We start from the raw sequence: 22,341 nt of genomic DNA on the forward strand, positions 1-22,341 counted from the left end.
TCGACGGGCAGCACATCCGCACCCTGCTGCTCACCCTGCTGTTCCGCTTCATGCGGCCGCTGGTCGAGTCCGGCTACGTCTACCTCGCGATGTCCGGCGTTCGCCGTCCTACAGCGCGATGCCGAGCAGCGCGTCCACCGTGCGGGAGACCAGGCCGGGCGCACCGATGTCGGTGCCGCCGTCGGCCTCCTGGCCGGCCGCCCAGCGGTCCACCGCGGCCAGCGCCGCGGGCGCGTCCAGGTCGCGCGCGAGCGCCTCCCGGACCTCGGCCAGCAGCGCCTCGGCCGGCGGGCCGTCCGGGCGGGAGACCGCGGCACGCCAGCGGGCGAGGCGCTCGACGGCCTCGTCCAGGGTGGCCTTGGTCCACTCCCAGTCCTCGCGGTAGTGGTGCGAGAGCAGCGCGAGGCGGATCGCCGCCGGGTCGACGCCCTCGCGGCGCAGCGCCGAGACGAAGACCAGGTTGCCGCGGGACTTGGACATCTTGTGCCCGTCCAGCCCGACCATGCCCGCGTGCACGTAGGCCTGGGCGTACGGGTGGCCGCCGGTGGCGACCTGGGCGTGCGCGGCGCCCATCTCGTGGTGCGGGAAGGAAAGGTCGCTGCCGCCGCCCTGGATGTCGAAGGACATGCCCAGGAACCGCAGCGCGATCGCGACGCACTCGATGTGCCAGCCGGGGCGGCCGTGGCCGAGCTCGGTGTCCCAGGCGGGCTCGCCCGGGCGGGCCGCGAGCCAGAGCAGGGCGTCCAGCGGGTGGCGCTTGCCGGGGCGGTCCGGGTCGCCGCCGCGCTCGGCGAAGAGCGGGCGCATGGCCTCCCGGGTCAGGCCGGAGACCTCGCCGAAGTGCGGCTCCGACTCGACCGAGAAGTAGATGTCCTCGTCCACCTTGTAGGCGGCGCCGCTCGCCAGCAGCTTCTGGACCAGCGGGACGATCCACGGGATCGACTCGACGGCGCCGATGTAGTGGGCCGGCGGGAGCAGCCGCAGGGCGGTCATGTCCTCGCGGAAGAGCGCGGTCTCACGCTCGGCGAGGGCCACCCAGTCCTGGCCGGTCTCGATCGCCCGCGCCAGCAGCGGGTCGTCGACGTCGGTGACGTTCTGGACGTACAGGACGTCGTGGCCGGCGTCCTTCCAGACGCGCTGCACCAGGTCGAACGCGTTGTACGTGGCGGCGTGGCCCATGTGGGTCGCGTCGTAGGGGGTGATGCCGCAGACGTAGATCCGGGCGGTGCCGTCCTGCGGGACGACCTCGCGGATACCGCCCGCGGCGGTGTCGTGAATACGAAGGGGGAGCCCCTGACCAGGCAGGGCGGGAACCTCGGAGGCGGGCCAGGCATGCATGGGAATCACTTTAACCGCGCGAACATTTGAAAGCCTAACCAGTACACAAGATCGACTGGATTCGGTTTCCGACGTTGCCTGAGCGGTTCCGGACTGATAGGGACCGGCTCCCGACGTGGTCCGCCCGGTACGGGGGCGGTTTCCGGGCGCGCGGATGAGCGCCCGGTCGGCCCTGCCGCCGACCGGGCGCCCGGCCCCTGGGGGACGCGGTCGGAGCCGCTACGACCGCTGCCAGAGGGCCGGCACGTTCGGCGGCTCCCAGCCGGTGATGGCGGTGTGCCCCTGGAGGCAACGGTAGGAGGCGCCGGCGTAGGTGACGCGGTCGCCCGCGTTGTAGAGGGTCCCGGCGGTCCAGGAGCCGCCGGGCGGGGAGGTCGGGGGTGCGGTGGTGGGCGTGGTGGGGTTCGGACTGGTCGGCGGCGTGGTGGGGGTCTGCGGCACGTTCAGGACGAAGTCGTAGGTGCCCTCCTTCGCCGAGCCGACCTGGCGGACGTTCATCAGCAGCCGCGCGTCGTAGATGGTGTCGGTGCTGTTGCGCGGCTCGCCGGGGAAGTAGAGCTGGGTGGTGAGCACCGGGCGGCCGGGCGCCTGGAGCTTGACGTGGATGTGCCGGGTGCGGCCCGGGTACAGGCCCGGCACGATGGTGGTGAGGGTGAACGCGCCCTGGGCGTTGGTGAACTGGTGGCCGCGGAAGGCGAAGCCGGTGTTGTCGTAGGCGCCGTTGACGTCGGCCTGCCAGAAGTCGAGCAGGACGTTCGCGATCGGGAGGCAGGCCCGGCCGAAGACGTAGCCGCTCACGGTGAGCCGGGTGCCGGGGGTGCTGTCGGTGATCAGCGACGTCCGCAGCGGGGAGTTCGGCTTGAAGTAGGGGCCCTCGGTCTGCTCGATCGTCGGCTCGTCGCCGTCGTGGCAGGCGGGGGTGAGGCCGGGTGCCTCGCCGGTGCCGACCCGGTCGCGGGCCAGTGCGACACCGCCGCCGATCAGCAGCGGGGTGGCACTGAGGACGGCGGCCGCCTTGAGGACGGTCTTGCGGCTGATCCGGCGGTCGATCAGGCCCTCCGGCCCGGTGGGCTCTTGGGACGCTGGCATGCGCCGACTCCTTCACTGGGGGGGGTGTGGGGGGAGGTGGGGGCGGCCCTTGTCATGGTGGGGGCATGACAAGGACCGGGCCGGCGGCCCACCCGTTCCGTACGGGCCGGTCACCGGCGGCCAGCAGCCAACCTACGGGGCGCCCGGGACGGCCGCGATGGACGTGATCCGGGGATCGTGGTGATTTCCTCCGACCCCGGCCCGGAACTCCCCCGGCGTCATCCCGGTCTCCCGCCGGAAGAAGCGGCAGAAGTACGCCGGATCGGCGAACCCGGCCTCCCGGGCGACCTGACGGATCGTCAGCTCGGTGGAGGCCAGCAGCCGTTTCGCCTCCAGCGTCTGCTGCTGGCGGATCAGCCGGCCGGGTGTGCACCCGGTGGCCTGCTTCACCAGCGTCTGCAGATGGCCGGGCGACAGGCCCAGCTCCTGGGCGCAGGAGGCCACCGAGCGGTGCAGCCCGCCCGGGTCGGCGATCAACCGGGTGAAGGCGGTGGCCAGTTCGCTCCCCCGCCCGGGCACCGCCGGACCCGGGCCGGGGGCGCAGGCACGCAGCGCCCGGACGATCAGGATGTGCAGGCTGGCCCGCAGCACGCCCAGGTAGCCGGACGGCAGCGCCCGGTACTCCTGCTCCATGTCGGCCAACAAGGCGGCGATCGGCCCGGCGTGTTCGCCCAGGGACAGGGCCGGCCGGGAGGAGAGGCCGCGGAGCGCGGCGAGGTCGTCGGGGCGGGAGAGCAGGAAGTCCTCGTTGAAGAGCACCACCTGCCCGGTCAGATCGTCGGCGTCGGCCCAGTAGTGCACCTGTCCGGGCACGATCACGCACAACTGCGGCGGCTGCAGCGTCCGGTGGACCAGGTCCAGGACGTGGGCGCCGCGGCCTCCGGTGACGTAGACGATCTCGTAGAAGGAGTGCCGGTGGGGGAAGGCGGCCCGGGAGAGCGGGCCGATGGCGTCGAAGCTGCCGATCGCGAACGGGAGCAGGTGCGGCAGCGGGACCTGTAAGCGATGCAGCGGCAGGTCCAGGTGGGGGGTGGTCCGTCGCTCGTCCATCGGAGCAGTCTGCGGCCGAACCGCCGCACCGGTCCAGACCATTGCTACAGGGTCGGCAGGTCGGCGCCCCGGGCGGGCGCCGGTCCGGCTCCGCGCGGGGCGGTGCGGGTCAGATCGGCGGCCAGGGGATGGACGGCCAGTCCTGCGAGGGCAGCGGGTGGCGGCCGGTGCCGAGCAGCTCGGCCACCCGGGCGCGGGTGGCACCCAGTTCGGCTGCGGTCAGATGCGGGGCGAGCCGCTCGCCGAGCGCGCCGTCCAGCTGCTCGGCGAGGCCGCCCAGCACCGCCAGGGCGTCCTGCGGCAGCGGCCGACCGGCCCAGCCCCAGAGCAGCGTGCGCAGCTTGCCCTCGGTGTTGAAGGTGACGCCGTGGTCGATGCCGTAGATCCGGCCGTCGGCGGCGGCGATCAGGTGGCCGCCCTTGCGGTCGGCGTTGTTGAGCACCGCGTCCAGCACGGCGAGCCGGCGCAGCCGCTCGTCGTCCGGGTGGACCAGCAGCGCGGTGCGCCCGTCACCGACGTCGGCGCGCACGATCGGCAGCCAGCCGTCCTCCGGTCCGCGCGGGTCCTGGAGGGCGAGCAGCGGGTCCGCCTCCGGGTCGGGCTCCACCCAGAGCTGCACCATGCCGGGTCCGTGCGGACCGTCGCGCAGCACGGTGGGCGGGATCGGCGCCCAGCCGGTGGCGGCGGCGAGCTCGTACGCGGCGACCTCGCGGCCGGCCAGCGTGCCGTCCGGGAAGTCCCAGAGCGGGCGCTCGCCGGCCACCGGCTTGTAGACGGCCTGGGCGGTCAGCCCCTGCGGGCCGTCCAGCGTGACGCTGCAGTAGAGCGCGGCGTTGGAGGCGTCGGTCAGCCGGCCGTGGACGGTCAGCCCGCCCTCGCGCAGCAGGCGCAGCGCGGTCGGCACGTCGGCGGCCAGGGCGGCGCCGGCCACCGGGTCCGCCTGTGGTGGGGTCTCGGTGTTCAGCGCCGGTACCCGTTCGCGCGCGGGCACAGGTGGCCCTCCGGGTCGAGCGGCAGGTTGCAGAACGGGCAGGGCTTGCGACCGGCCGAGACGAGGTCCAGCGCGCGCTTGGCGAACACCCGGGCCATCGCGCCGGAGAGCCGCACCCGCAGCATGTCCGGGCCGTTCTCGTCGTCCTCGAAGACCGCCTCGGCGGCGTCCTCGCCCTCGTCCTCCTCGATCACCGCCTGTGCCTCGACCACCAGGCAGCTGTCGATGCTGTCCCAGGCCAGGGCCATCGTGCCGACCCGGAACTCCTGCTCCAGCGGCAGGTCCAGCGGGGCGGTGTCGAGCAGGTCCACCGGGGCGGCGGCGGGGATCGCGGAGTCGCCGCCGCTGCGCCGCAGGGCCTCGTCGAGGACCTCCTCGATCCGCTCGGCGAGCGCGGCGACCTGGGTCTTCTCCAGCAGCACGCTGGTGATCCGCCCCCGGGCGCTGGCCTGCAGGTAGAACGCCCGGGCGCCGGGCTGGCCGACGGTGCCGGCGACGAACCGTTCGGGCTGGTCGTAGAAGAAGACCTGACGGGGCACGCTCTCGCTCCGGATCGTTTCGATCGTCGTATGTCGGGTGTTGCGTGGGTGTCGCGTAGTCGTACGTCTGACGGGTGTGTGTCGTCTGCCTGTGGTGCGGGGCGCTCGGACAGCCGGACCGTCCGGGCGCCACCGCCCGCCCGGACACCGGTGGGCCGGTCCCGGCAGGCTCGCTAGTCACCCTACGACCTCCGGGCCCGGCCCGGGGAGCCGAGCCGGTGAGCCGGGGCGGGTCCGCCGGGGTCCGCGCCGGTCGGGGCCGGTCCGCGGCGACGGCGGCCGGCGCGGGTGCCGGCGCCGGGGCGGGTCGGTCAGGCGGTGCCGCCGACCACCGCGTCCCCGGCCGGGGTCGCGTCGCCGCCCCGGTCGCCGTGGCCGCCGGCGCCCGGCTTCGGCGCGAGCGAGGAGAGGTCGCCGGTGTCGCCCATTCTCAGCACGAAGGGGCGCTGCGGGGTGTAGCGGATCGCGGTGACCGAGCAGGGCTCGACGGAGATCCGCTGGAAGTGGTCGAGGTGCAGGCCGAGCGCGTCGGCCACCACCGCCTTGATCACGTCGCCGTGCGAGCACGCGACCCAGACCGCGTCCTCGCCGTGCTCGGCGGCGACCTTGGCGTTCCACTCGCGGACCGCGTCGACCGTGCGGTGGCTCAGCTCGCGCAGCGACTCGCCCCCGGGGAAGGCAGCGGCGGCCGCGTGGTCCTGGACGGTGCGCCAGAGCGGCTCCTTGGCCAGCTCGGACAGCGGGCGGCCGGTCCAGTCGCCGTAGTGGCACTCGCCGAGGCGCTCGTCCTCGGCCGCCGCCCCGAGCTCGGGGCGGACCGCGAGCAGCGGCTCCACGGTCTGCCGGCAGCGCTCCAGCGGGCTGCTGACGACCTGCGCCACCGGGATCGCGGCGAGCCGGCCGGCCAGCGCGGCGGCCTGCTCGCGCCCGGTGTCGTCGAGATCCACGCCGGGTGTCCAACCGGCCAGGATTCCGGCGGTGTTCGCGGTGGACCGGCCGTGACGGACGAGCAGCAGCGTGGGCATGGAGCCCAGCGTACGGCCTCCCGGCCGGGTCGCGGGCGAGGGGTGGGGGTCCGCGGCGGCGGGTGGCGGGCGAGCGGCGGACCGGTGGCGCGGCGGAGGGGGCCGGGTCGTGTGGAGCGCCCGTGCAGAGCGAGGCGTTGTGCCGCCACCGTTCCCGCCGAGGGGCCACAATGGCCCGATGATCGTCCACTGTGCCATCTACCGCGACGGCCGCCGGATCGAGGCGCCCGAGGACCACACCGGCGCCCTCGCCGCCGCGCGGGCGGCCGGCAAGGGCAGTTTCGTCTGGATAGGCCTCTTCGAACCCACCGTCGAGGAACTCGACCGGGTCAGCGAGGAGTTCTCGCTGCACCCGCTGGCCGTGGAGGACGCCGTCAGCGCCCGTCAGCGCCCGAAGGTGGAGGCCTACCAGGGCTCGCTGTTCGTCTCGCTCAAGACGCTGGGCTACCACCCGGGCGGGCACGCGGTGACCAGCGGCGAGGTGATGATGTTCGTCGGCGAGGACTTCGTGATGACGGTCCGGCACGGCGCCGACAGCCCGCTCGGCGAGCTCCGGGCGGAGCTGGAGGCCCAGCCGGAGCTGCTGAGGTACGGGCCGAGCGCCGTCCTGCACTCGGTCTGCGACACCGTGGTGGACGGGTACGTCGATGTCGCCGTCGGGCTCCAGGCCGACCTGGACGAGCTGGAGGCCGACGTGTTCGCCCCCAACCGGGTCGGCCGTGACACCGCCGGCCGGATCTACGGCTACAAGCGCCAGCTGGTGACCGTCCGCCGGGCCACCGGCCCGCTGCTGGACCCGATGCTGCGGCTGGAGCGCGGCGGCGTGCCGTTCGTCCGCCCCGAGGCGCTGCCGTACCTGCGGGACGTCGCCGACCACCTCGCCAAGGCCAACGACCAGGTCGAGGGCATGGACCGGCTGCTCTCCGACATCCTGAGCGCCAACCTCGCGCAGGTCAGCGTGCAGCAGAACAACGACATGCGGAAGATCTCGGCGTGGGCCGCGCTGGCCGCCGTGCCGACCATGATCGCGGGCGTGTACGGGATGAACTTCGACCACATGCCCGAACTCCACCAGGTCTGGGGGTACCCGGCGGCGGTGGCGCTGATGGTGCTGGTCTGCCTGGTGCTGCACCGGGTGTTCAAGCGGCACGACTGGCTGTAGGCCCCGTCCGCCCGTCCGTCCGTACGCGGGGCGCGGGGACACGGAGCGGTCGGCCCGTGCCCCCGCGCCGCCGGATCAGGCCAGTCCGGCGCGCTCCATCGCCTCGACGCCGGTGCGCAGCGCCCGGACCCGCTCCTCCAGGCTGAAGCCGGCCGGCGCCAGGGTCAGCGTGGTGACGCCCGCGTCGGCGTACGCCTGCATCCGGTCCGCGATCCGGGCGGTGTCGCCGACCAGCGAGGTGGCGTCGATCAGGTCGTGCGGCACGGCCGCCGCGGCACCCTCGTAGTCCCTGGCCAGGTACTTCTCCTGGATCTCGTCGGCCGCCTGCTCGTAGCCCATCCGCCGGGCGAGCTGGTTGTAGAAGTTCTTCTCCTTGCTGCCCATGCCGCCGATGTAGAGCGCGGCGTAGGAACGCTGGGCGTCGACCCCGGCCTCGATGTCCTCGCCGACCGCGATGGTGACGGTCGGGCAGAGGTCGAAGCCCTCGTCCAGGGTCTTCCCGGCCTTGGCCCGGCCGGCCCGCAGCGGGTCGAGGGAGAGCGCGGCCTGCTCGGGCGCGAAGAAGATGCCGAGCCAGCCGTCGGCGATCTCGCCGGTCTGCTCCAGGTTCTTCGGCCCGATCGCGGCGATGTACAGCGGGATGTGCTCGCGCACCGGGTGCACGGTGAGCTTGATCGGCTTGCCGGGCCCGCCGGGCAGCGGCAGCGTCCAGTTCGCTCCTTCGTGGACCAGCCGCTCGCGGGACATCGCCTTTCGGATGATCTCCACGTACTCGCGGGTGCGGGCCAGCGGCTTGTCGAACTTCACGCCGTACCAGCCCTCGGAGACCTGCGGGCCGGAGACCCCGAGCCCGAGCCGGAACCGCCCGCCCGAGAGGGTGTCCAGGGTGGCCGCCGTCATCGCGGTCATCGCCGGCGTGCGGGCCGGGATCTGGAAGATGGCCGAGCCGACGTCGATCCGCTCGGTCTTGGCGGCGACGTACGACAGCACGGTGGCCGCGTCCGAGCCGTAGGCCTCGGCGGCCCAGCAGACCGAGTAGCCGAGCCGGTCCGCCTCCTGGGCGACGGCGATGTTGTCGGCGTCCATGCCGAGGCCCCAGTAGCCGAGGTTGATACCGAGTCGCATCTGCCATGCCTTCCAGTCGGGTTGTCCGTGAGGGTAACCGCACGTCCGGCGGACATGCTACTGGCCGGTAGCTGTGGGCTGGGCCACATTCGGACCCGCCACCCGGGTGCTGATCGTTCTGCGGGTCTGCGCATCTGCCCGGGCACCGGCCGCTACGCTCAGCCGACGTGGGGACGCCTCTCCCCACCTGCGCGTTTGCCGGGCCCGCGCGGACGGGGCGAGCGGCCCGGGCGCGGGCGGCACCGGCGGCGCCGGGGGCGCGCGCGGTTCCGGCGGGTTCAGCAGGACGAGTGGTTTCAGCGGTATCAGCGGTATCAGCGGTGTTGTCGGCCAGTGGAGGGCCCGTCCGATGGAAAAGCGTCACCTCGGCCGTACCGGGCTGCAGGTCTCCCGGCTCGGCCTCGGAACCATGACCTGGGGCCGCGACACCGACGAGCACGAGGCCGCCGAGCAGCTCAAGGAGTTCGTCGACGCGGGCGGCAACCTGGTCGACACCGCCGACGTCTACGGCGACGGCGGCGCCGAGTACCTGCTCTCCCGGCTGACCGACAACCTGATCCCCCGCTCCGACCTGGTCATCGCCACCAAGGCGGGCAGCGTCCCCGACTCCGCCCGCCGCTTCGACGGCTCGCGCGGCCACCTGCTCGCCGCCCTCGACGCCTCGCTGCGCCGGCTGGGCACCGACTACGTCGACCTCTGGCAGGTGCACGCCTTCGACCCGGCCACCCCGGTCGAGGAGACGCTCAGCGCCCTGGACATCGCCGTCACCTCCGGGCGCGCGCGGTACGTCGGCGTCTGCGACTACAGCGGCTGGCAGCTCGCCCGCGCCGCCACCTGGCAGCGCGCCCACCACGGCCGGGTGCCGCTGGCCGGTGCGCAGCTGGAGTACTCGCTGCTCCAGCGCGGCCTCGAACGGGAGGCGCTGCCCGCCGCCCGGGAGGCGGGCGTCGGGCTGCTCGCCTCCTCGCCGCTCGGCCGCGGCGTGCTCACCGGCAAGTACCGGCACGGCGTCCCGCAGGACTCGCGCGGCGCCTCGCCCTACCTGTCCGGCTTCGTCCAGCCCTACCTCGGAGAGCGCTCGCGGCGGATCGTGGACGCCGTCGCCACCGCCGCCGACGGGCTGGCCAGCAGCCCGCTCGCGGTGGCGCTCGCCTGGGTGCGGGACCGGCCGGGGGTGGCGAGCGCGCTGGTCGGGGCACGCACGGTCGCACAGCTGCAGTCGGCACTGTCAGTCGAGGCGCTTACGCTTCCGGGTGAGATCCGTGGTGCGCTCGACGACATCTCGTCGCCGGTCCACCGCTATCCGGACCAGGGGTGGACCGAGCTCTAGGGCTCGCGCCGCCGCCGGACAGGCCGGATCTCGACGACCGACGACCGACACACTGAGGGTTGACGGCCGACGACGGACGTGATGCCCCGACCCGACGCGGGCCGGCTCGGCCCCGGCACGGTCGGGCCCGACCCCGCGCGCCGCCCGTGGCGGCCGCGAGCGGCGGCCGCTCCGGGCGCGGAGCGGCCGGCGCCCCAGCAGTGGAGTGATCTTTTGGAGCGAACGATGAGTGACACGGAGAACGGCGCTCCGCAGGAGTCCCCGGCGGCCCCGGGGACGGACGGCGCCGACAAGGCGGCCGCCGTCGCGGCGCTGGCGGAGGCGATCCGGGTGGTCGGGCAGCAGTCGGCCCGCCCGGGCGCGCCGGCCTCCGGGAACACCCCGCGGGTCCCGGGCGCCGCCGCGGGTTCGGACGCCCCGGCGGGTGGCGCCGCCCCGGCGGGTCCCGGTGAGGCCGCCCCGGCCGCGGCACCGGCCGCCGCCCGCCCCTCCCGGTACCAGGCCGAGACCGACGAGCAGCGCGCGGAGGCCCTGCGGGCCACCGCCGAGGTGCTGGCCGCCGGCGGTGCGCCCACCGACCTCGCGCCCGCCGCCGTGGCCGCCTTCGGTGACGGCGCCGCCGAGGAGCTGCGCGCCGACCCGTGGGCCGTGCTGACCCTGCCCGGCGTCCGTCCCGAGCACGCCGACGGCTTCGCCCGCGGGCTGCTCGGCCCCGCCGCCGGCCCGGGCGACCCCCGCCGGGCCCAGGCGCTGGTGCCCTGGCTGCTGGAGCAGGCCGCCCTGCGCGGCCACTCCGCCGTGGAGATCGGCGAGGTGACGGCCGGGCTGGACCGCCTCGGCCTGCCGGACGCCGCCGCCGCGCTGCAGTCGGCCGTGGTCGACGGCCGGGCGATGCCCTTCCAGGAGGAGCTGACCGGCGCCGAGGCGCACTCCGCCGGCGGCGACGAGGACGACGAGCCGCCGACCCGCACCGTGCTCGCGCTGGAGCGGCTGGCCCTGGCGGAGGAGAGCCTGGCCGACGGCCTGGTCCGGCTGATGTCGACCTTCGTCCCCGGCGTGGACGGGTCTGGCGAGGTGAACGAACCGGACGAGGCGGCCGAGGCGGCCGAGGCGGACGGCGGCGAGGGCGGGAGCGGCGAGGAGGCCGAGCCCGCTCCGGCGGCGGACGCGCCGGCCGACGGGGACGCCGCCGAGGACGCCTCCGACGACCCGGCCGGGGGCGCCTGCGCCGAGGACGCCACCGAAGACCCGGCCGCCGAGGGCGTCGACGAGAGCCCGGCCGTCGAGGGCCCGGCCGGCGGCGCCGACGCTCCCGGTACACCCGCCGCCCCCGGCCCGGCCGCCTGGGAGGCGGCCGCCGCCGCGGCGCCGTCCTCCTCGGCGACCGCCCTGATCCAGGCCGCCGCGGAGAGCGCCCTGGTCACCCACACCGGTGGCGAGGCCGCCCGCGCCGAGCCGGTCGCGCTGGTCCGCGCCGCCGCCGGCCTCGGTCTGCGCGCCTGGGCCGCCACCTGGACCGAGCAGGGCCGGGACGCCCTCGCCGGGCCGGCCGACGAGCCGCTGCCCGCCGCCACCCTGGCCGAGCTGCTGTCCGGCACGGCCGGCCCCGGCCGGTCCTCGGACGGCACGCTCGCCCTCGACGTCCTCGTCGTGCTGGACGCCCCGCTGCTGGACGTCGAGCTGGCCGCGACCCTGCTGGAGTCGCTCGCCGACGGCACCCGGCTGGTCCTGAGCGGCGACCCGGGCCAGCTCTGGTCGGCCGGGCCGGGCCGGTTCTTCGCCGACCTGCTGACCGCCAAGGTCTGCCCCTCCGTGGCCTCCCGCACCCCGGACTTCGGTCCGATCGGCGAACTGGTCTCCGGCATCGGCATCGGCGAGCTGCAGCCGGTCGAGGCGCCGGACAAGGAGGTGGTCATCCTGACCGCCAAGGACGGCGGCGAGGCCGTCCACCGCGCCATCCAGCTGCTCACCGACTCCATCCCGCGCGCGCTCGGCATCCCCGCCGAGCAGGTGGTGCTGCTGACCCCCGGCCACGGCGGCTCGGCCGGCACCCGGGCGCTGAACGCCGCCGCCAAGGCCGCCCTCAACCCCGGCCCGGGCCGCTTCGGCGGCTTTGACCCGGGCGACCGCGTGGTGGACTCCCCCGCCCCCGGCGTCGTCCGCCCCGCCCGCGTGCTCGACGGCGACGCCACCGGCCTGCACCTGGAGTACCCGGACGGCTCGCGCCGCAGCGTCCCGCCGGCCGAGGCCGGCCGGCTGCGGCACGGCTGGGCGCTGACCGTCCACCAGGCGGTCGGCCGCCGCTGGCCGGGCGCGGTCGTCGTCCTCCCCGAGGACGCCGGCGCGGCCCTCACCCGCCAGTGGGTCTACACCGCGTTCGGCCGCGGCGAGCGCCACCTCTCGGTGGTCCACGCGGCCGGCCCGGCCCTGCCCCAGGCCGTCGCCGAACGCCCGGCCGCGCCGCGCACCACCCGGCTGCGGGCGATCCTCGCGGAGAACGCCGCCCAGGCGTACTGAGGGGTGTTCGCCAGGTCGCGCGCGGACCCGGCGGGACTTGGCGAACACCCCTAGCGCGCGGGCGCGGAGGGGGGGACCGGGCCGGTCCCCCCTCGGTGCCGGGGCCGGTCCGCTGTCGGAGGGTGGGTCTAGCGTGCTCCGGGGCCACCACCGTGGCCGGGTACGAGCAAGGGGAGATCATGACCACACTCGAAGGCCGTCCGCGGACCGCGCTGCTCGTCGTCGACGTGCAGAACGGCGTCGTCGAGGAAGCGCACGAGCGCGACGCCGTCGTCGCCAACATCGGCCGCCTGGTCGCGAAGGCCCGCCACGAGAAGGTCCCCGTCGTCTGGGTCCAGCACTCCGACCCGGACCTGGAGCCGGGGAGCGACGGCTGGCGGATCGTCCCCGAGCTGACGCCGGGCGACACCGAGCCGCTGGTCGGGAAGACCTACGGCGACTCCTTCGAGGACACCGAGCTGGAGACCGTGCTGGAGGGCCTCGGCGTCGGCCGGCTCGTCGTCGCCGGCGCGCAGACCGACCAGTGCATCCGCTCGACGCTGCACGGCGCCCTCGTCCGGGGCTACGACGCGGTCCTGGTCGCGGATGCCCACACCACCGAGGACCAGACCGCCTGGGGCGCGCCGCCGCCGGCCCAGGTCATCGCCCACACCAACCTGTACTGGACGTACCAGACGGCACCCGGCCGGACGGGCGGCACGGTGGGCACCGAGGACGTCGATTTCGGCGCCACGTCCTGACGGCCGCGCCACGCGGCCGGGAGGGCCCCCGGGGTGCCGACCCCGGGGGCCGACGGGAATGTCCGAAACCATGCGCTCGCAGAAGCGTTCGAGCAGCCGGCCGGGAGCTGCGGGGCGCCCGGGCCGTCCTCCCCGCCCCGGCGTCCCGCTCCGCCGCCCCGGGCAGGCGGGGCGGCGGAGCGGGCGGTGGCGGAGCTCAGGTCACTCGTCCGGGTCCTCGTCGTCGTAGACCTCGCTGACGTCGAACCGGCAGATCAGCAGCTGCGGGTCCGCGTGCTCGAAGGGCTCCGGCAGCCACTCCCCCGGCTCGGTCGGCTCGGCGGCGGCGACCCAGAGCGTGGAGTCGCCCTCCTCCAGGCCGAACTCCTCGCTCCGGGCGGCGATCTCGTCCGGCTCGTACTCGCCGAACAGCACACCGATCGCGGCGTTCACCTCGCCCGACCCGCCCCCGCCCGGGGTCAGCGAGTCGTCCAGCCGCTCGGCCTGGGCGCGCAGCCGCTTCGGATCGACCACGTGGTAGTCGCGGCGGATCAGGACGCTGATCGCCTCGGGCTGCTCGGGGCCGTTGTACCCGCCCGGTCCCTCGTCGCCGGGGACCTCGAACGGGGTGACCTCGTCGTAGACCTCGTAGAGGAGTTGGTCGTAGGCGATGGCCGCCGTCGCGAGCTGCTCGTAGGCGGTGAACACAGCGGGATCGTCCGCTGCGCTGGGGCTTGACACCGCTTCCAGATGACGGTCGATGGCGGCCTTGACCGCCTCGGCGGCGGCGCGTACCTCGGCAATGGTGGGCTGCGCGGCATCAGACATGGTGCAGACGCTATCTCCCCTCGGTGTCGGTACGCACAGCGGTTGTCACCTACACCCGCGATTTCACCGCAACTTCCCCCCTGATGTCCGATCCGCGTGGTTCTGTACCCGCGCACGCCCGCGCGGAGCGCGCGGATCCGGCACGGCGGGGCCGCCCGCGTGCCGCTTCCACGGGCCCTGATCGGGGTATCCCGTCCACAGCGGAAACGGAACTGATGAGCTGTCAGGCGTACGCGCGGGGCCTCGCCGGGAGGGCGGCCGAAAATACCCGGGCCCGTTGTCGGAGGCAGGCCGTAGGCTTGCTCGCAGGTGACCCTCAGGAGGAGCGTTTTGACTTCACCGAAGCCGGTCCGGCAGCCGGAGTACGAGTACCAGTCGTTGCGCATGCCGCGCGGTACCTCCCGCAACGCGGCGCGCCAGCTGCTCACCGACCATGCCGAATACGGGCATTGGGAGCTGGACAGGCTGCGGCTGTTCCCGGACGGTAGCCGGACGGTGCTGCTGCGGCGGCGAATCATCCGGCAGGTGCGGAGCTGGTGACGGGCCCCTCCCGCTGACCGGTACGGGCTGCCACCTCCGCACGCCTCCTCGGGCCGGGGCGTCGCGCACGACCCGGCCCGGTGCCACCGTTCACACTCCGTGACCGGGCGGGTCGTCGGCATGTGCGCTCCCGCCGGTCCGGAGCTGTCCGTCTGTGGTGCCCGCGGCCGTCCGAACCACGCACGGTCGCGGGCACCACGCGTCCACACCCGGGCTCGCACGGCGCTCACCGCCGTGCCGCCGCCGCACCGGGGGTTCGACCCGGGGTGCCGCAGCGGCACGGCCGCTCACTCAGGCCGGAGCCCGCTCCGGCGTCCGCCCCGCCGCCCCGGGCGGGAGCGACCCGCCGGGCACGTGGTCGACGCCGGGCACGTGGTCGACGCTCAGCGCGCGCCGGCGCGGGCGCGGCGGTAGAGCACGCCGCCGCCGAGCAGCAGGGCGAGGCCGGCCGCGCCGAGCAGCTCGGTGCCGCCCGCACCGGTCGAGGCCAGCTGGCTGCCGGCCGCCTCGGGAGCGGCGGTGCGCGCCGATGCCGGCACGGCCTGACCGCTCTGGCCGCCGCCGGCCGCGGGAGTGGTCGCGCCGGGCGCCGCCGGGGTGGTGGCGGACGGGCTGCCCGTCCGGGGGTTGCCGGGCGTGGTCTCACCGCCGCCCGGGTGCGACGGCGGTGTGGACGGCTGACCGGTGGGCGGCGGCGGGTTGTGCGAGCCGTGCTCCTCGGGGCAGTCCTCGTCCGGCTTGGCGGGCGGGGTGGTGGCCACCGACGAGCCCTCGTTCCCACAGGCGTTCCCGAAGGCCGGGTTGCCGACGCCGACCACGTCGACCGAGTTGCCGCAGGCGTTGACCGGGACGTGCACGGGCGCCTGGACGCTGTTGCCGGAGACCACGCCGGGCGAGCCCGCCGCCGCACCGGAGGCGGACGACCCCGAGGCGCTGTGGCCGCCGCCGGGGTGCCCGCTGACGTTGGCGCAGTGGTTGCCGTACGCCGGGTTCAGCACGCCGATCACATCGACGGTGTTGCCGCAGGCGTTGATCGGCACCTCGACCGGTACCTGCACCGAGTTGCCGGAGGCCACGCCCGGCGAACCGGCGGCTCCCCCCTGCGCCTCGGCGCCCGCGTAGGCGTAGCCGGCGGTCGAGGCCAGGACACTGCCGGTGGCCACGGCCGTGAGGAGCCCCTTCTTGGCTACATTCCTCATATTTTCCCCTGACGTATCGAGACGACGTGATGACCTATCCGAAAGTCGGAATTTCCGACGAACGGGAAAGGTCTTCGAGTGCACAGGAGACAACGAGGTGCAAGCGGTGAGGTTGAGCCGAAAGAACCCTATTCACCCGATCGAGTGAGGCACGACAATAGGCTGACGGCCCGCCGATTCCCGGCCGTGTCCGGACGCACAAGCGCCCCCGGGTGGCGCGTCCGCCACCCGGGGGCCGAGTGAGTCATTCCGGTGATCGGCCCGTCGACCTGTCGGCCGGTGCCCCACCGGCCGGTCGACCCGTCGACCGGTCATCCGGTCATCGCGCGCTCAACGCGCGGGCGCCTTAGAAGTTGGCGCAGTGGTTGCCGAACGCCGGGTTCAGCACGCCGATCACGCTGACGGTGTTGCCGCAGAGGTTCACCGGGATGTGCACGGGAATCTGAACCTGGTTGCCCGCGACCACGCCCGGGGAGCCGGCGGCCACACCGTTGGCGGCGGCGCCGCCGTGGGCGGACGCGACACCGGCGGCGGCCAGCACCAGGCCACCGGTGGCGGCGGCAACGGCAGCGATCTTCTTGACCTTCATCATTCCTCCTGTATGAGCAGCGCAACCCGTTCGGCGGGCTGCATAGGAATGAACGACGGTGTGGCAAACGGGGTACGGAACCTTTTCCCCATTCACCCGCAACGGTGATGACCCGCACGGATGATCGATCCGTGGATACTGGCAGAATCGTTTCTCTCGATCTCCATTTCCCGGTCCCAAATCATTAGCTCGGACAATGCGGACGGCCCGCCCCCGGAACCCCGGGAGCGGGCCGTCGTCCCGCGGGCGGGAGGGTCGTTCAGCAGGCGTCGATGAAGCGGTCCAGCACCCGCACGCCGAACTTGAGCCCGTCCACCGGCACCCGCTCGTCCACGCCGTGGAACATCCCGGCGAAGTCCAGCTCCGGCGGCAGTTGCAGCGGCGCGAAGCCGAAGCAGCGGATGCCGAGGTCCTGGAACGACTTGGCGTCCGTCCCGCCGGACAGGCAGTACGGCACGGCCCGCGCGATCGGGTCCTCCGCCTGCAGGGCGCTCTGCATCGCCTCGACCAGCGCACCGTCGAAGCTGGTCTCGATCGCCTTGTCCGAGTGCAGGCTCTCGCGCTTCACGCGCGGGCCGAGCACACTGTCCAGCTCGGCCAGGAACTCCTCCTCGTAGCCGGGCAGGAAGCGCCCGTCCACGTGGGCGGTGGCCTGCCCGGGGATCACGTTGACCTTGTAGCCGGCGCCGAGCATCGTCGGCTGGGCGGTGTTGCGCAGCGTGGTGCCGATCATCTTGGCGATGCCGCCCAGTACCCGCAGCGTCTCGTCCATGTTCTCCGGGTCGAGCCGCACGCCGAGCGCGTCGGACAGCTCGTCCAGGAAGGCGCGGACGGTCTTGGTGATCCGCAGCGGGAAGGTGTGCCGCCCGAGTCGGGCCACCGCCTCGCACAGCTCGGTGATGGCGTTGTCGTCGTTCTCCATCGACCCGTGCCCGGCCCGGCCCTCGACCGTGAGCCGCATCCAGTGCATGCCCTTCTCAGCCGTCTCCACCAGGTAGAGCCGGACCTGGTCGTTGACGGTGAACGAGAAGCCGCCGACCTCGCCGATGCCCTCGGTCACCCCTTCGAAGAGGTCCGGGTGCTTGTCGACCAGGTACCGGGCGCCGTAGGTGCCGCCCGCCTCCTCGTCCGCCACGAAGGCCAGCACCAGGTCCCGCGGGGGCTTGCGCCCGGTCCGCAGCCGGTCGCGCACGACGGCCAGCGTCATCGCGTCCATGTCCTTCATGTCGACCGCGCCGCGCCCCCAGACGCAGCCGTCCGCGATCTCGCCGGAGAACGGGTCGTACGTCCAGTCCGCCGCGTTGGCGGGCACGACGTCGGTGTGCCCGTGGATCAGCAGGCCCGGACGCGAACGGTCCTCGCCCTCGATCCGGACGACCGTCGAGGCCCGCCCCTTGGCGGACTCGAAGATCTGCGGCTCGATGCCGAACTCCGCGAGCTGCTCCGCGACGTACTCGGCGGCCTTGCGCTCCCCCGGGCCCGAGCCGTCGCCGTAGTTGCTGGTGTCGATCCGGATCAGGTCGCGACAGATCCCGGCGACCTCCGACTCGGCCGTCACCTTCGGCGCCGCCGCCCGCCCCGCCGTCGACTCGCTCCGCTCGCTCACGGTCACTCCTCGTCTCTGGCCCGCACCGACGCACCGGCGCCTTACCCCCGGGACCTGCACCCGGGCGTACGAGCACGTCCGCCCATCCTCCCCCAGGCCCCCAGCCGTATCCACCCCGCGGGCCCCCGGGAACCGAGGCGAAATCCGCTGGTCACACCCCCGCCACAGAGCACCCCTTGCCCAGGTCACCGCCCCTGCCCGACGATCCGGGGCCGTTTTGGGAGCGCAAGCCGATCTTTGCTACAGTTACATCTGTCAGCGCGGCCGACGAGGCTGCGGAGACAACACCCGGTCCGGGTGGCGGAATGGCAGACGCGCTAGCTTGAGGTGCTAGTGCCCTTTATCGGGCGTGGGGGTTCAAGTCCCCCCTCGGACACCAACGAAGACCCCTGTTGATCAGGGGTCTTCTGCGTTTCCCGGGCACGGTGGGAGGACCCCCCGGCCCGGCGGGGCGGTCACCGCGTGAGATCTCCGCGTCCGCCGCCGGGCCTCGCCCGCGCCGCCGGACCGGAGCGGCCGCCATGGCTGGTCAGAGGCCGTGCTCGTCCAGGATCCGCAGGAGGTTGCGCTTGCGCCGGTGGTCGGCCCGCAGGGCCGCGAGTTCGGCCGCGAACGCCGGCTCCGTCCCCAGGGCCCGGTGGCAGGAGCGGACCTCCCGCAGCAGCCGGGCCAGCTCGCGGTAGCGGGCGTCGCCGGCGAGCGGACCGAGCCGCTCGATCGCGCGGCGGTACCCCTCCAGGGCGTCCCCGGGCCGGCCGGGGTCACCGGGGCCCGGTCCGGCCGGCGGCCTCGGGCCCGGGACGCCCTTGCCGGCCGCCCGTGCGAGGGCGCGTTCGGCCTTGGCCAGCTGCTTCATCAGGTCCTTCTCGGCCCGGCCGGCGGGACTGCGCCGGGCGGCCTCCTCCGCCCGCTCCCGGACCCGGCGCAGACCGGGCCCGCCCAGCAGGTCGCGGTAGTCCGCCAGCTCCGCCTCCACCAGGTGGTCGTGGCCGCCCAGCAGCCGGTCGACCAGCCAGTCGGCCAGCTCGGCGCGGTCCGGCGGCGCCGACCGGCAGGCCTCCAGGTGGGCCTCGTCGAGATCGGCGGCGACCCCGCCGACGCACCCGGCGGAGTCGTCGATCCGGTCGTACGCCCGGCCGAGCAGCCGGATCGCCTCCCGCGCCAGGGCGATCGCCTGCCCGGCCTGCCCCTCCGCCGTCAGCGCGCGGACGGCGGTCACCGCCTCGCCGGCCTGGAGGGCGTACGCCTGCGCGTCCGCGTACTCGACGTACCCGTAGCGGCTGAAGCGGCCCACCGCGAGCAGATCGGTGATCCGGGAGCGCAGTTGGGCGGGATCGGCCTGCGCGGTCGCGGCCCGGAGCTCCAGACGACGCCGCAGGGTCCGGTCGCCGTCCATCAACTCGCGTACCAGGAGCAGCAGGTCCTCGCGCGAGCGCGAGCCCAGCCAGGACTCCAGGCTGCCGGCCCGCGCCGTCGCCTCGGCCTTGAGCCGGGGCAGCTCGTGCCACTTCTCCAGCACCACCAGGCCCACCGCGACGCAGTGCTTGCAGAAGTTGCCGTCGAGCCCGTAGGGGCAGTCGCACTCGCCCGACAGCCCGTACTCCGCGTCGAGTTCGAGCACCACCTCGTAGGCCTCGGTGCCGCTCACGACCGCGGTGAACCGCTCCGCCCCGACGTCGAGTTCGGCGACCGCGTCCCGGTAGCCCCGGCCCCGTTCGAAGGAGCGCGGCCCGGCCAGGCCGCTCAGGTCGTCCTCGGTGAATCCGGCGCTGCTCGTCACCCTGTCATTCAAGCAAACGGCACCGGCCGGCCGACCGGATTCGGTCGCCTCAACGGGCCGCCCAGACCGGGCAGGCCGGGTGGTGGCGGTGGGTGCGGATGATGGTCCCGCCGAGGGAGCGGTGCTCGGTGGTGGAGACCGCGCAGCAGCGCGGTGCCGCGGTGGCGGTCGCGGGCCCGCGCGAGGAGGCCGGCGCGCTCGGGCCCGGCACGGTGGCCGGGGCGGAGGTGTGCTTCGGGGCGAAGGTGTGCGCCGGAGCCGGCGTCCGGTGCGGGGCGGCCGAGCGGCGGCGTCGGCGGCGGGGAGCAGAAGTGGTCACGGAGCGAGACTGCCCAGGTCTCGGCCGGTGAATCCGGGGCTCACCCGGATGGACGACGGGCGGCCGGGGCGCGGGCGCCCGTCAGCCTTCGGCCGGCCGCTCCGGCGGGGCCCCGCCGGCGGGCTCGGCCCCGGCCCGGCGGCGGCCGAGCCGGTGGATCGTCTCGGCGACCACGAAGGCCGTCACCGCGGCGACGATCAGCAGCGGCATCGAGTTCGCCGAGTCGGCCCCGAGCAGTGCCGACGCGAGCACGGTGCTGGTGACCGGCAGTCGGGTGACCGCGGCGGCGGAGGCGGCGAGGCCGGCCGCCAGCCCCGGGGCGAAGCCGAAACCGGGCAGCGGCCCGCAGGCGATCCCCAGGGTCGCGCCGATCAGGAGCGCCGGGAAGATCGGACCACCGCGCAGGCTGCCCAGCGCGATGCCCCAGCCGAGCGCCTTGCAGACCAGCAGCGCCAGCAGCGCGCCGACCGGCCAGGACGCCGGATCGGCGGCCAGCTCGCCGAGGGTGGCCTGTCCGGAGAGCGCGGCCTCCTCCGGCGAGCGCCCGGTGAGCAGCGCGTACGCGGTGATGCAGGCGCCGACGGCGACGGCGCAGAGCACCGTCCGGACGGCCGTGGCCCGCCGGGTCGGCGCGGGCCGGTCCGGGAGGCCGGTGACGTACCCCTTGACCCGGGTGCCGAGGAGCCGGCCGGTCACGCAGATCGCCGCCACCACGACCGCGAGCGGGACCCCCCAGAGGAAGTCACCCGGGTCCGGGACGCCGGACGGCGGCTCCGAGGGCAGCGAGAGGGCCCCGATCGACAGCCCCGTCCAGTGGCCGAAGCCGGTGAACACCAGCGCGCCGATGCCGCTCGCCAGCAGGCACGGCAGGATCAGCGCCGTCAGCTGCGGCCCGCCGAGGCCGGCGCCCTCGATGATCATCACGGCGGCGACCAGCGGACTACCGAAGATGGTGGAGATCGCCGCCGCCGAGCCGGCCGCGCCGAGCACGGGCCCCAGTTGGGGCTTGGCGGTCAGCCAGGCGGGCCGGACGGCGAGCAGGGCGAGGCCGCTGCCCAGGGCCATCAGCGGCGCCTCGGGACCGAGCACGACGCCGAGCGGCAGACAGGCCAGGGCCGCCAGCACCACGCCGGGTACGGCGACCGGGAGGGTGGGCGGACCACCGAGTCCGTCCACCGGGACGTGGCCGCCGCGGCCGGGCAGCCGGGTGACGATCGGGGCGAGCAGCAGGCCGGCGAGCAGCAGCGCGGGCAGCGGCCACCACCAGGGCGCCCGGTCCAGGCCGAGGCTGTCCGGAAGGCTCTCCCAGACCCAGTGCTGGAGTTCGTGCTCCAGGCTGACGAAGCCGAACGCGGCGAGCGAGACGGGGATGCCGACGACGGCCGAGATCAGCAGGAGGACCAGGTAGCCCTTCTTCAGCAGTACCGCGCGCACGGCCTCGGGTCCGCCGACGGGCCGACCGGTCTGCTCGGGCATGCCCGCTCCTTCGCGCTCACCGGAGCCGGCCGCTGCCCGGTCCCGTCCTGGGACCGAGTCTCGCCCGCGGTACCGGCGCCCGCGCGGTGGTCGGCGCTCCGGCGCGGCGCGCCCCGAGCGGGTTGCGCCGTACGGACGAGCGGGCGCCCGGGTCGGTCCGCGGTCGGCGCCGCGCGCCGGGGCCGCGGCCGCGGCCCGTCAGGCCTGCGGGACCTGCCGGGACTCCTCCAGCGCGCTCTCGATGCCCTGCACCATCCGCCAGAGCGGCGCCCGCCGACTGGCGACCAGCACCACGACGTCGTCCGCCTCGCCGTCCGGCACCGCCTCGGCCGGCCGGTCGCTCCAGGTGCCGGTGACGAAGGCCATCGCCGCGTCCACCTCGGTGGTCCAGTCGCTCTCGCCGCCGGAGCGCAGCCAGGTGCGCAGCGCGTGGTTGTGCGCGGAGACCACCGCGGCCGCGATCACGTCGGCGCGCAGGGCCCCGTCGGCCCGTGCGGCGAAGCGCCCGCGCAGGTAGTGCGCGAGCATGTGCTCGTAGCGCCAGACCACCGACAGCTCGTACGCCCGCAGGCCGGGCACCTTGCGGGTGAGCCGGTAGCGCTGGACGGAGAAGGACGGCTGCTCGGCGTACATCCGCAGGACGAGGCGGGCGGCGTCGCAGGCGTGCCGGACCGGGTCCTCCTCGCCGGTGCCCGACTCCAGGAACTCCGTCATCTCGGCGAGGCTGCGTTCGTGGTCGGGGAAGACCACGTCCTCCTTGGCCGGGAAGTAGCGGAAGAAGGAGCGCCGGCCGACTCCGGCGAGCGAGACGATGTCGTCGATCGTGGTCTGTTCGAAGCCCCGCTCCAGGAAGAGTTCGAAGGCGGCGGCGACGAGCGCTTCACGCATCGCCGGCTTCGGCGGACCGTCGTTCATGGGCGGGTCCTGCTCTTCCTTCTCGCTCATTCCCGGAACATAGCACCGGCTTCGAACAGCCGGGCCAGGTGTGCGGCGGGGTGCCCGCGGCACCCCGCCCGCGGCCGTTACGGCAGGTTGCGGGCCATCACGATCCGCTGGACCTGGTTGGTGCCCTCGTAGATCTGCGTGATCTTCGCGTCCCGCATCATCCGCTCCACCGGG

The 22,341-nt window shown here is 74.6% G+C and carries 21 protein-coding genes and 1 tRNA gene; 6 read left to right on the top strand and 16 right to left on the bottom strand.

Annotated features, from left to right (window positions below; genetic code table 11):
- Positions 1–108: 108 nt before the first annotated feature.
- The 6 genes from mshC to ABZ495_RS34700 all read right to left on the bottom strand — a co-directional run bounded on the left by mshC (position 109) and on the right by ABZ495_RS34700 (position 6,032).
- The gene (gene mshC, locus ABZ495_RS34675) at positions 109–1,338 is read right to left on the bottom strand and encodes a cysteine--1-D-myo-inosityl 2-amino-2-deoxy-alpha-D-glucopyranoside ligase (RefSeq protein WP_359811325.1); all 1,230 of its coding nucleotides are present in this window, start codon (positions 1,336–1,338) and stop codon (positions 109–111) included.
- 219 nt (positions 1,339–1,557) lie between these two features.
- Positions 1,558–2,427: a carbohydrate-binding protein gene (locus ABZ495_RS34680; RefSeq protein WP_329486949.1), complete on the bottom strand. Its 870-nt coding sequence runs from the start codon at positions 2,425–2,427 to the stop codon at positions 1,558–1,560.
- Positions 2,428–2,559: 132 nt separating this feature from the next.
- Positions 2,560–3,477: a helix-turn-helix domain-containing protein gene (locus ABZ495_RS34685; RefSeq protein WP_352297214.1), complete on the bottom strand. Its 918-nt coding sequence runs from the start codon at positions 3,475–3,477 to the stop codon at positions 2,560–2,562.
- A 109-nt stretch (positions 3,478–3,586) separates the two neighbouring features.
- Positions 3,587–4,408 (bottom strand): SCO1664 family protein, encoded by an 822-nt coding sequence (locus ABZ495_RS34690; RefSeq protein WP_359839897.1) that lies wholly within the window; start codon positions 4,406–4,408, stop codon positions 3,587–3,589.
- Positions 4,409–4,437: 29 nt separating this feature from the next.
- Complete coding sequence (locus tag ABZ495_RS34695) at positions 4,438–5,007, bottom strand: DUF3090 domain-containing protein (protein WP_329486951.1); 570 nt, start codon at positions 5,005–5,007, stop codon at positions 4,438–4,440.
- 311 nt (positions 5,008–5,318) lie between these two features.
- Positions 5,319–6,032: a histidine phosphatase family protein gene (locus ABZ495_RS34700; RefSeq protein WP_359811332.1), complete on the bottom strand. Its 714-nt coding sequence runs from the start codon at positions 6,030–6,032 to the stop codon at positions 5,319–5,321.
- Between the two features lie 178 nt (positions 6,033–6,210).
- Between ABZ495_RS34700 and ABZ495_RS34705 the strand changes: the two genes are divergently transcribed.
- On the top strand, positions 6,211–7,194 hold the full coding sequence (locus tag ABZ495_RS34705; protein ID WP_329486953.1) for a magnesium and cobalt transport protein CorA: 984 nt from the start codon (positions 6,211–6,213) through the stop codon (positions 7,192–7,194).
- Between the two features lie 75 nt (positions 7,195–7,269).
- Here ABZ495_RS34705 and ABZ495_RS34710 read toward each other — a convergent pair whose 3' ends face one another.
- Positions 7,270–8,319, bottom strand: a complete 1,050-nt coding sequence (locus ABZ495_RS34710) for an LLM class F420-dependent oxidoreductase (RefSeq protein ID WP_352297224.1) — start codon at positions 8,317–8,319, stop codon at positions 7,270–7,272.
- A gap of 349 nt (positions 8,320–8,668) precedes the next feature.
- Between ABZ495_RS34710 and ABZ495_RS34715 the strand changes: the two genes are divergently transcribed.
- From ABZ495_RS34715 to ABZ495_RS34725, 3 genes are all read left to right on the top strand, one after another.
- A complete protein-coding gene (locus ABZ495_RS34715; protein WP_329486955.1) occupies positions 8,669–9,649 on the top strand; it encodes an aldo/keto reductase in 981 nt (326 codons plus the stop codon).
- Positions 9,650–9,874: 225 nt separating this feature from the next.
- Positions 9,875–12,166: a helix-hairpin-helix domain-containing protein gene (locus ABZ495_RS34720; protein ID WP_359839891.1), complete on the top strand. Its 2,292-nt coding sequence runs from the start codon at positions 9,875–9,877 to the stop codon at positions 12,164–12,166.
- Positions 12,167–12,345: 179 nt separating this feature from the next.
- Positions 12,346–12,906, top strand: coding sequence for a cysteine hydrolase family protein (locus tag ABZ495_RS34725; RefSeq protein WP_359839893.1), 561 nt, complete (start codon positions 12,346–12,348; stop codon positions 12,904–12,906).
- Positions 12,907–13,107: 201 nt separating this feature from the next.
- Here the strand turns inward: ABZ495_RS34725 and ABZ495_RS34730 are convergent, their stop codons facing one another.
- Entirely contained in the window at positions 13,108–13,713 is a 606-nt protein-coding gene (locus ABZ495_RS34730) for a hypothetical protein (RefSeq protein WP_329486959.1), read from the bottom strand.
- Positions 13,714–14,043: 330 nt separating this feature from the next.
- On the opposite strand from ABZ495_RS34730, the gene ABZ495_RS34735 reads away from it, so the two are divergent.
- The gene (locus tag ABZ495_RS34735; RefSeq protein WP_329486960.1) at positions 14,044–14,253 is read left to right on the top strand and encodes a DUF5703 family protein; all 210 of its coding nucleotides are present in this window, start codon (positions 14,044–14,046) and stop codon (positions 14,251–14,253) included.
- A gap of 383 nt (positions 14,254–14,636) precedes the next feature.
- Here ABZ495_RS34735 and ABZ495_RS34740 read toward each other — a convergent pair whose 3' ends face one another.
- The 3 genes from ABZ495_RS34740 to ABZ495_RS34750 all read right to left on the bottom strand — a co-directional run bounded on the left by ABZ495_RS34740 (position 14,637) and on the right by ABZ495_RS34750 (position 17,647).
- On the bottom strand, positions 14,637–15,452 hold the full coding sequence (locus ABZ495_RS34740) for a chaplin (protein WP_359811343.1): 816 nt from the start codon (positions 15,450–15,452) through the stop codon (positions 14,637–14,639).
- Between the two features lie 346 nt (positions 15,453–15,798).
- On the bottom strand, positions 15,799–16,044 hold the full coding sequence (locus tag ABZ495_RS34745; RefSeq protein ID WP_329486962.1) for a chaplin: 246 nt from the start codon (positions 16,042–16,044) through the stop codon (positions 15,799–15,801).
- Positions 16,045–16,300: 256 nt separating this feature from the next.
- Positions 16,301–17,647 (bottom strand): M20/M25/M40 family metallo-hydrolase, encoded by a 1,347-nt coding sequence (locus tag ABZ495_RS34750; RefSeq protein WP_329486963.1) that lies wholly within the window; start codon positions 17,645–17,647, stop codon positions 16,301–16,303.
- A 291-nt stretch (positions 17,648–17,938) separates the two neighbouring features.
- Here ABZ495_RS34750 and ABZ495_RS34755 point away from each other — a divergent pair.
- Positions 17,939–18,026: transfer RNA gene (locus tag ABZ495_RS34755), tRNA-Leu, on the top strand.
- Positions 18,027–18,176: 150 nt separating this feature from the next.
- Here ABZ495_RS34755 and ABZ495_RS34760 read toward each other — a convergent pair.
- The 5 genes from ABZ495_RS34760 to ABZ495_RS34780 form a co-directional block, all read right to left on the bottom strand.
- Positions 18,177–19,427 (bottom strand): hypothetical protein, encoded by a 1,251-nt coding sequence (locus ABZ495_RS34760; protein ID WP_359839895.1) that lies wholly within the window; start codon positions 19,425–19,427, stop codon positions 18,177–18,179.
- A gap of 49 nt (positions 19,428–19,476) precedes the next feature.
- Positions 19,477–19,746, bottom strand: coding sequence for a hypothetical protein (locus tag ABZ495_RS34765; protein WP_359811348.1), 270 nt, complete (start codon positions 19,744–19,746; stop codon positions 19,477–19,479).
- Between the two features lie 81 nt (positions 19,747–19,827).
- Positions 19,828–21,222, bottom strand: a complete 1,395-nt coding sequence (locus ABZ495_RS34770; protein WP_359811351.1) for a chloride channel protein — start codon at positions 21,220–21,222, stop codon at positions 19,828–19,830.
- A 198-nt stretch (positions 21,223–21,420) separates the two neighbouring features.
- The gene (locus ABZ495_RS34775; RefSeq protein ID WP_359811354.1) at positions 21,421–22,167 is read right to left on the bottom strand and encodes a TetR family transcriptional regulator; all 747 of its coding nucleotides are present in this window, start codon (positions 22,165–22,167) and stop codon (positions 21,421–21,423) included.
- A 77-nt stretch (positions 22,168–22,244) separates the two neighbouring features.
- A partial coding sequence (locus ABZ495_RS34780; protein WP_157849844.1) for an acyl-CoA dehydrogenase family protein occupies positions 22,245–22,341 on the bottom strand: 97 nt, incomplete at its 5' end.

The sequence above is a fragment of the Kitasatospora sp. NPDC005748 genome (genome assembly GCF_040630735.1).
GTDB lineage: Bacteria > Actinomycetota > Actinomycetes > Streptomycetales > Streptomycetaceae > Kitasatospora.

Bases quoted from the DNA above. Each gene is read 5' to 3' on its own strand.
- ABZ495_RS34705 (WP_329486953.1), top strand. From the start codon at position 6,211: ATGATCGTCCACTGTGCCATCTACCGCGACGGCCGCCGGATCGAGGCG.
- mshC (WP_359811325.1), bottom strand. From the start codon at position 1,338: ATGCATGCCTGGCCCGCCTCCGAGGTTCCCGCCCTGCCTGGTCAGGGG.
- ABZ495_RS34730 (WP_329486959.1), bottom strand. From the start codon at position 13,713: ATGTCTGATGCCGCGCAGCCCACCATTGCCGAGGTACGCGCCGCCGCC.
- ABZ495_RS34680 (WP_329486949.1), bottom strand. From the start codon at position 2,427: ATGCCAGCGTCCCAAGAGCCCACCGGGCCGGAGGGCCTGATCGACCGC.
- ABZ495_RS34775 (WP_359811354.1), bottom strand. From the start codon at position 22,167: ATGAGCGAGAAGGAAGAGCAGGACCCGCCCATGAACGACGGTCCGCCG.
- ABZ495_RS34710 (WP_352297224.1), bottom strand. From the start codon at position 8,319: ATGCGACTCGGTATCAACCTCGGCTACTGGGGCCTCGGCATGGACGCC.
- ABZ495_RS34740 (WP_359811343.1), bottom strand. From the start codon at position 15,452: ATGAGGAATGTAGCCAAGAAGGGGCTCCTCACGGCCGTGGCCACCGGC.
- ABZ495_RS34720 (WP_359839891.1), top strand. From the start codon at position 9,875: ATGAGTGACACGGAGAACGGCGCTCCGCAGGAGTCCCCGGCGGCCCCG.
- ABZ495_RS34700 (WP_359811332.1), bottom strand. From the start codon at position 6,032: ATGCCCACGCTGCTGCTCGTCCGTCACGGCCGGTCCACCGCGAACACC.
- ABZ495_RS34745 (WP_329486962.1), bottom strand. From the start codon at position 16,044: ATGATGAAGGTCAAGAAGATCGCTGCCGTTGCCGCCGCCACCGGTGGC.
- ABZ495_RS34715 (WP_329486955.1), top strand. From the start codon at position 8,669: ATGGAAAAGCGTCACCTCGGCCGTACCGGGCTGCAGGTCTCCCGGCTC.
- ABZ495_RS34685 (WP_352297214.1), bottom strand. From the start codon at position 3,477: ATGGACGAGCGACGGACCACCCCCCACCTGGACCTGCCGCTGCATCGC.
- ABZ495_RS34725 (WP_359839893.1), top strand. From the start codon at position 12,346: ATGACCACACTCGAAGGCCGTCCGCGGACCGCGCTGCTCGTCGTCGAC.
- ABZ495_RS34770 (WP_359811351.1), bottom strand. From the start codon at position 21,222: ATGCCCGAGCAGACCGGTCGGCCCGTCGGCGGACCCGAGGCCGTGCGC.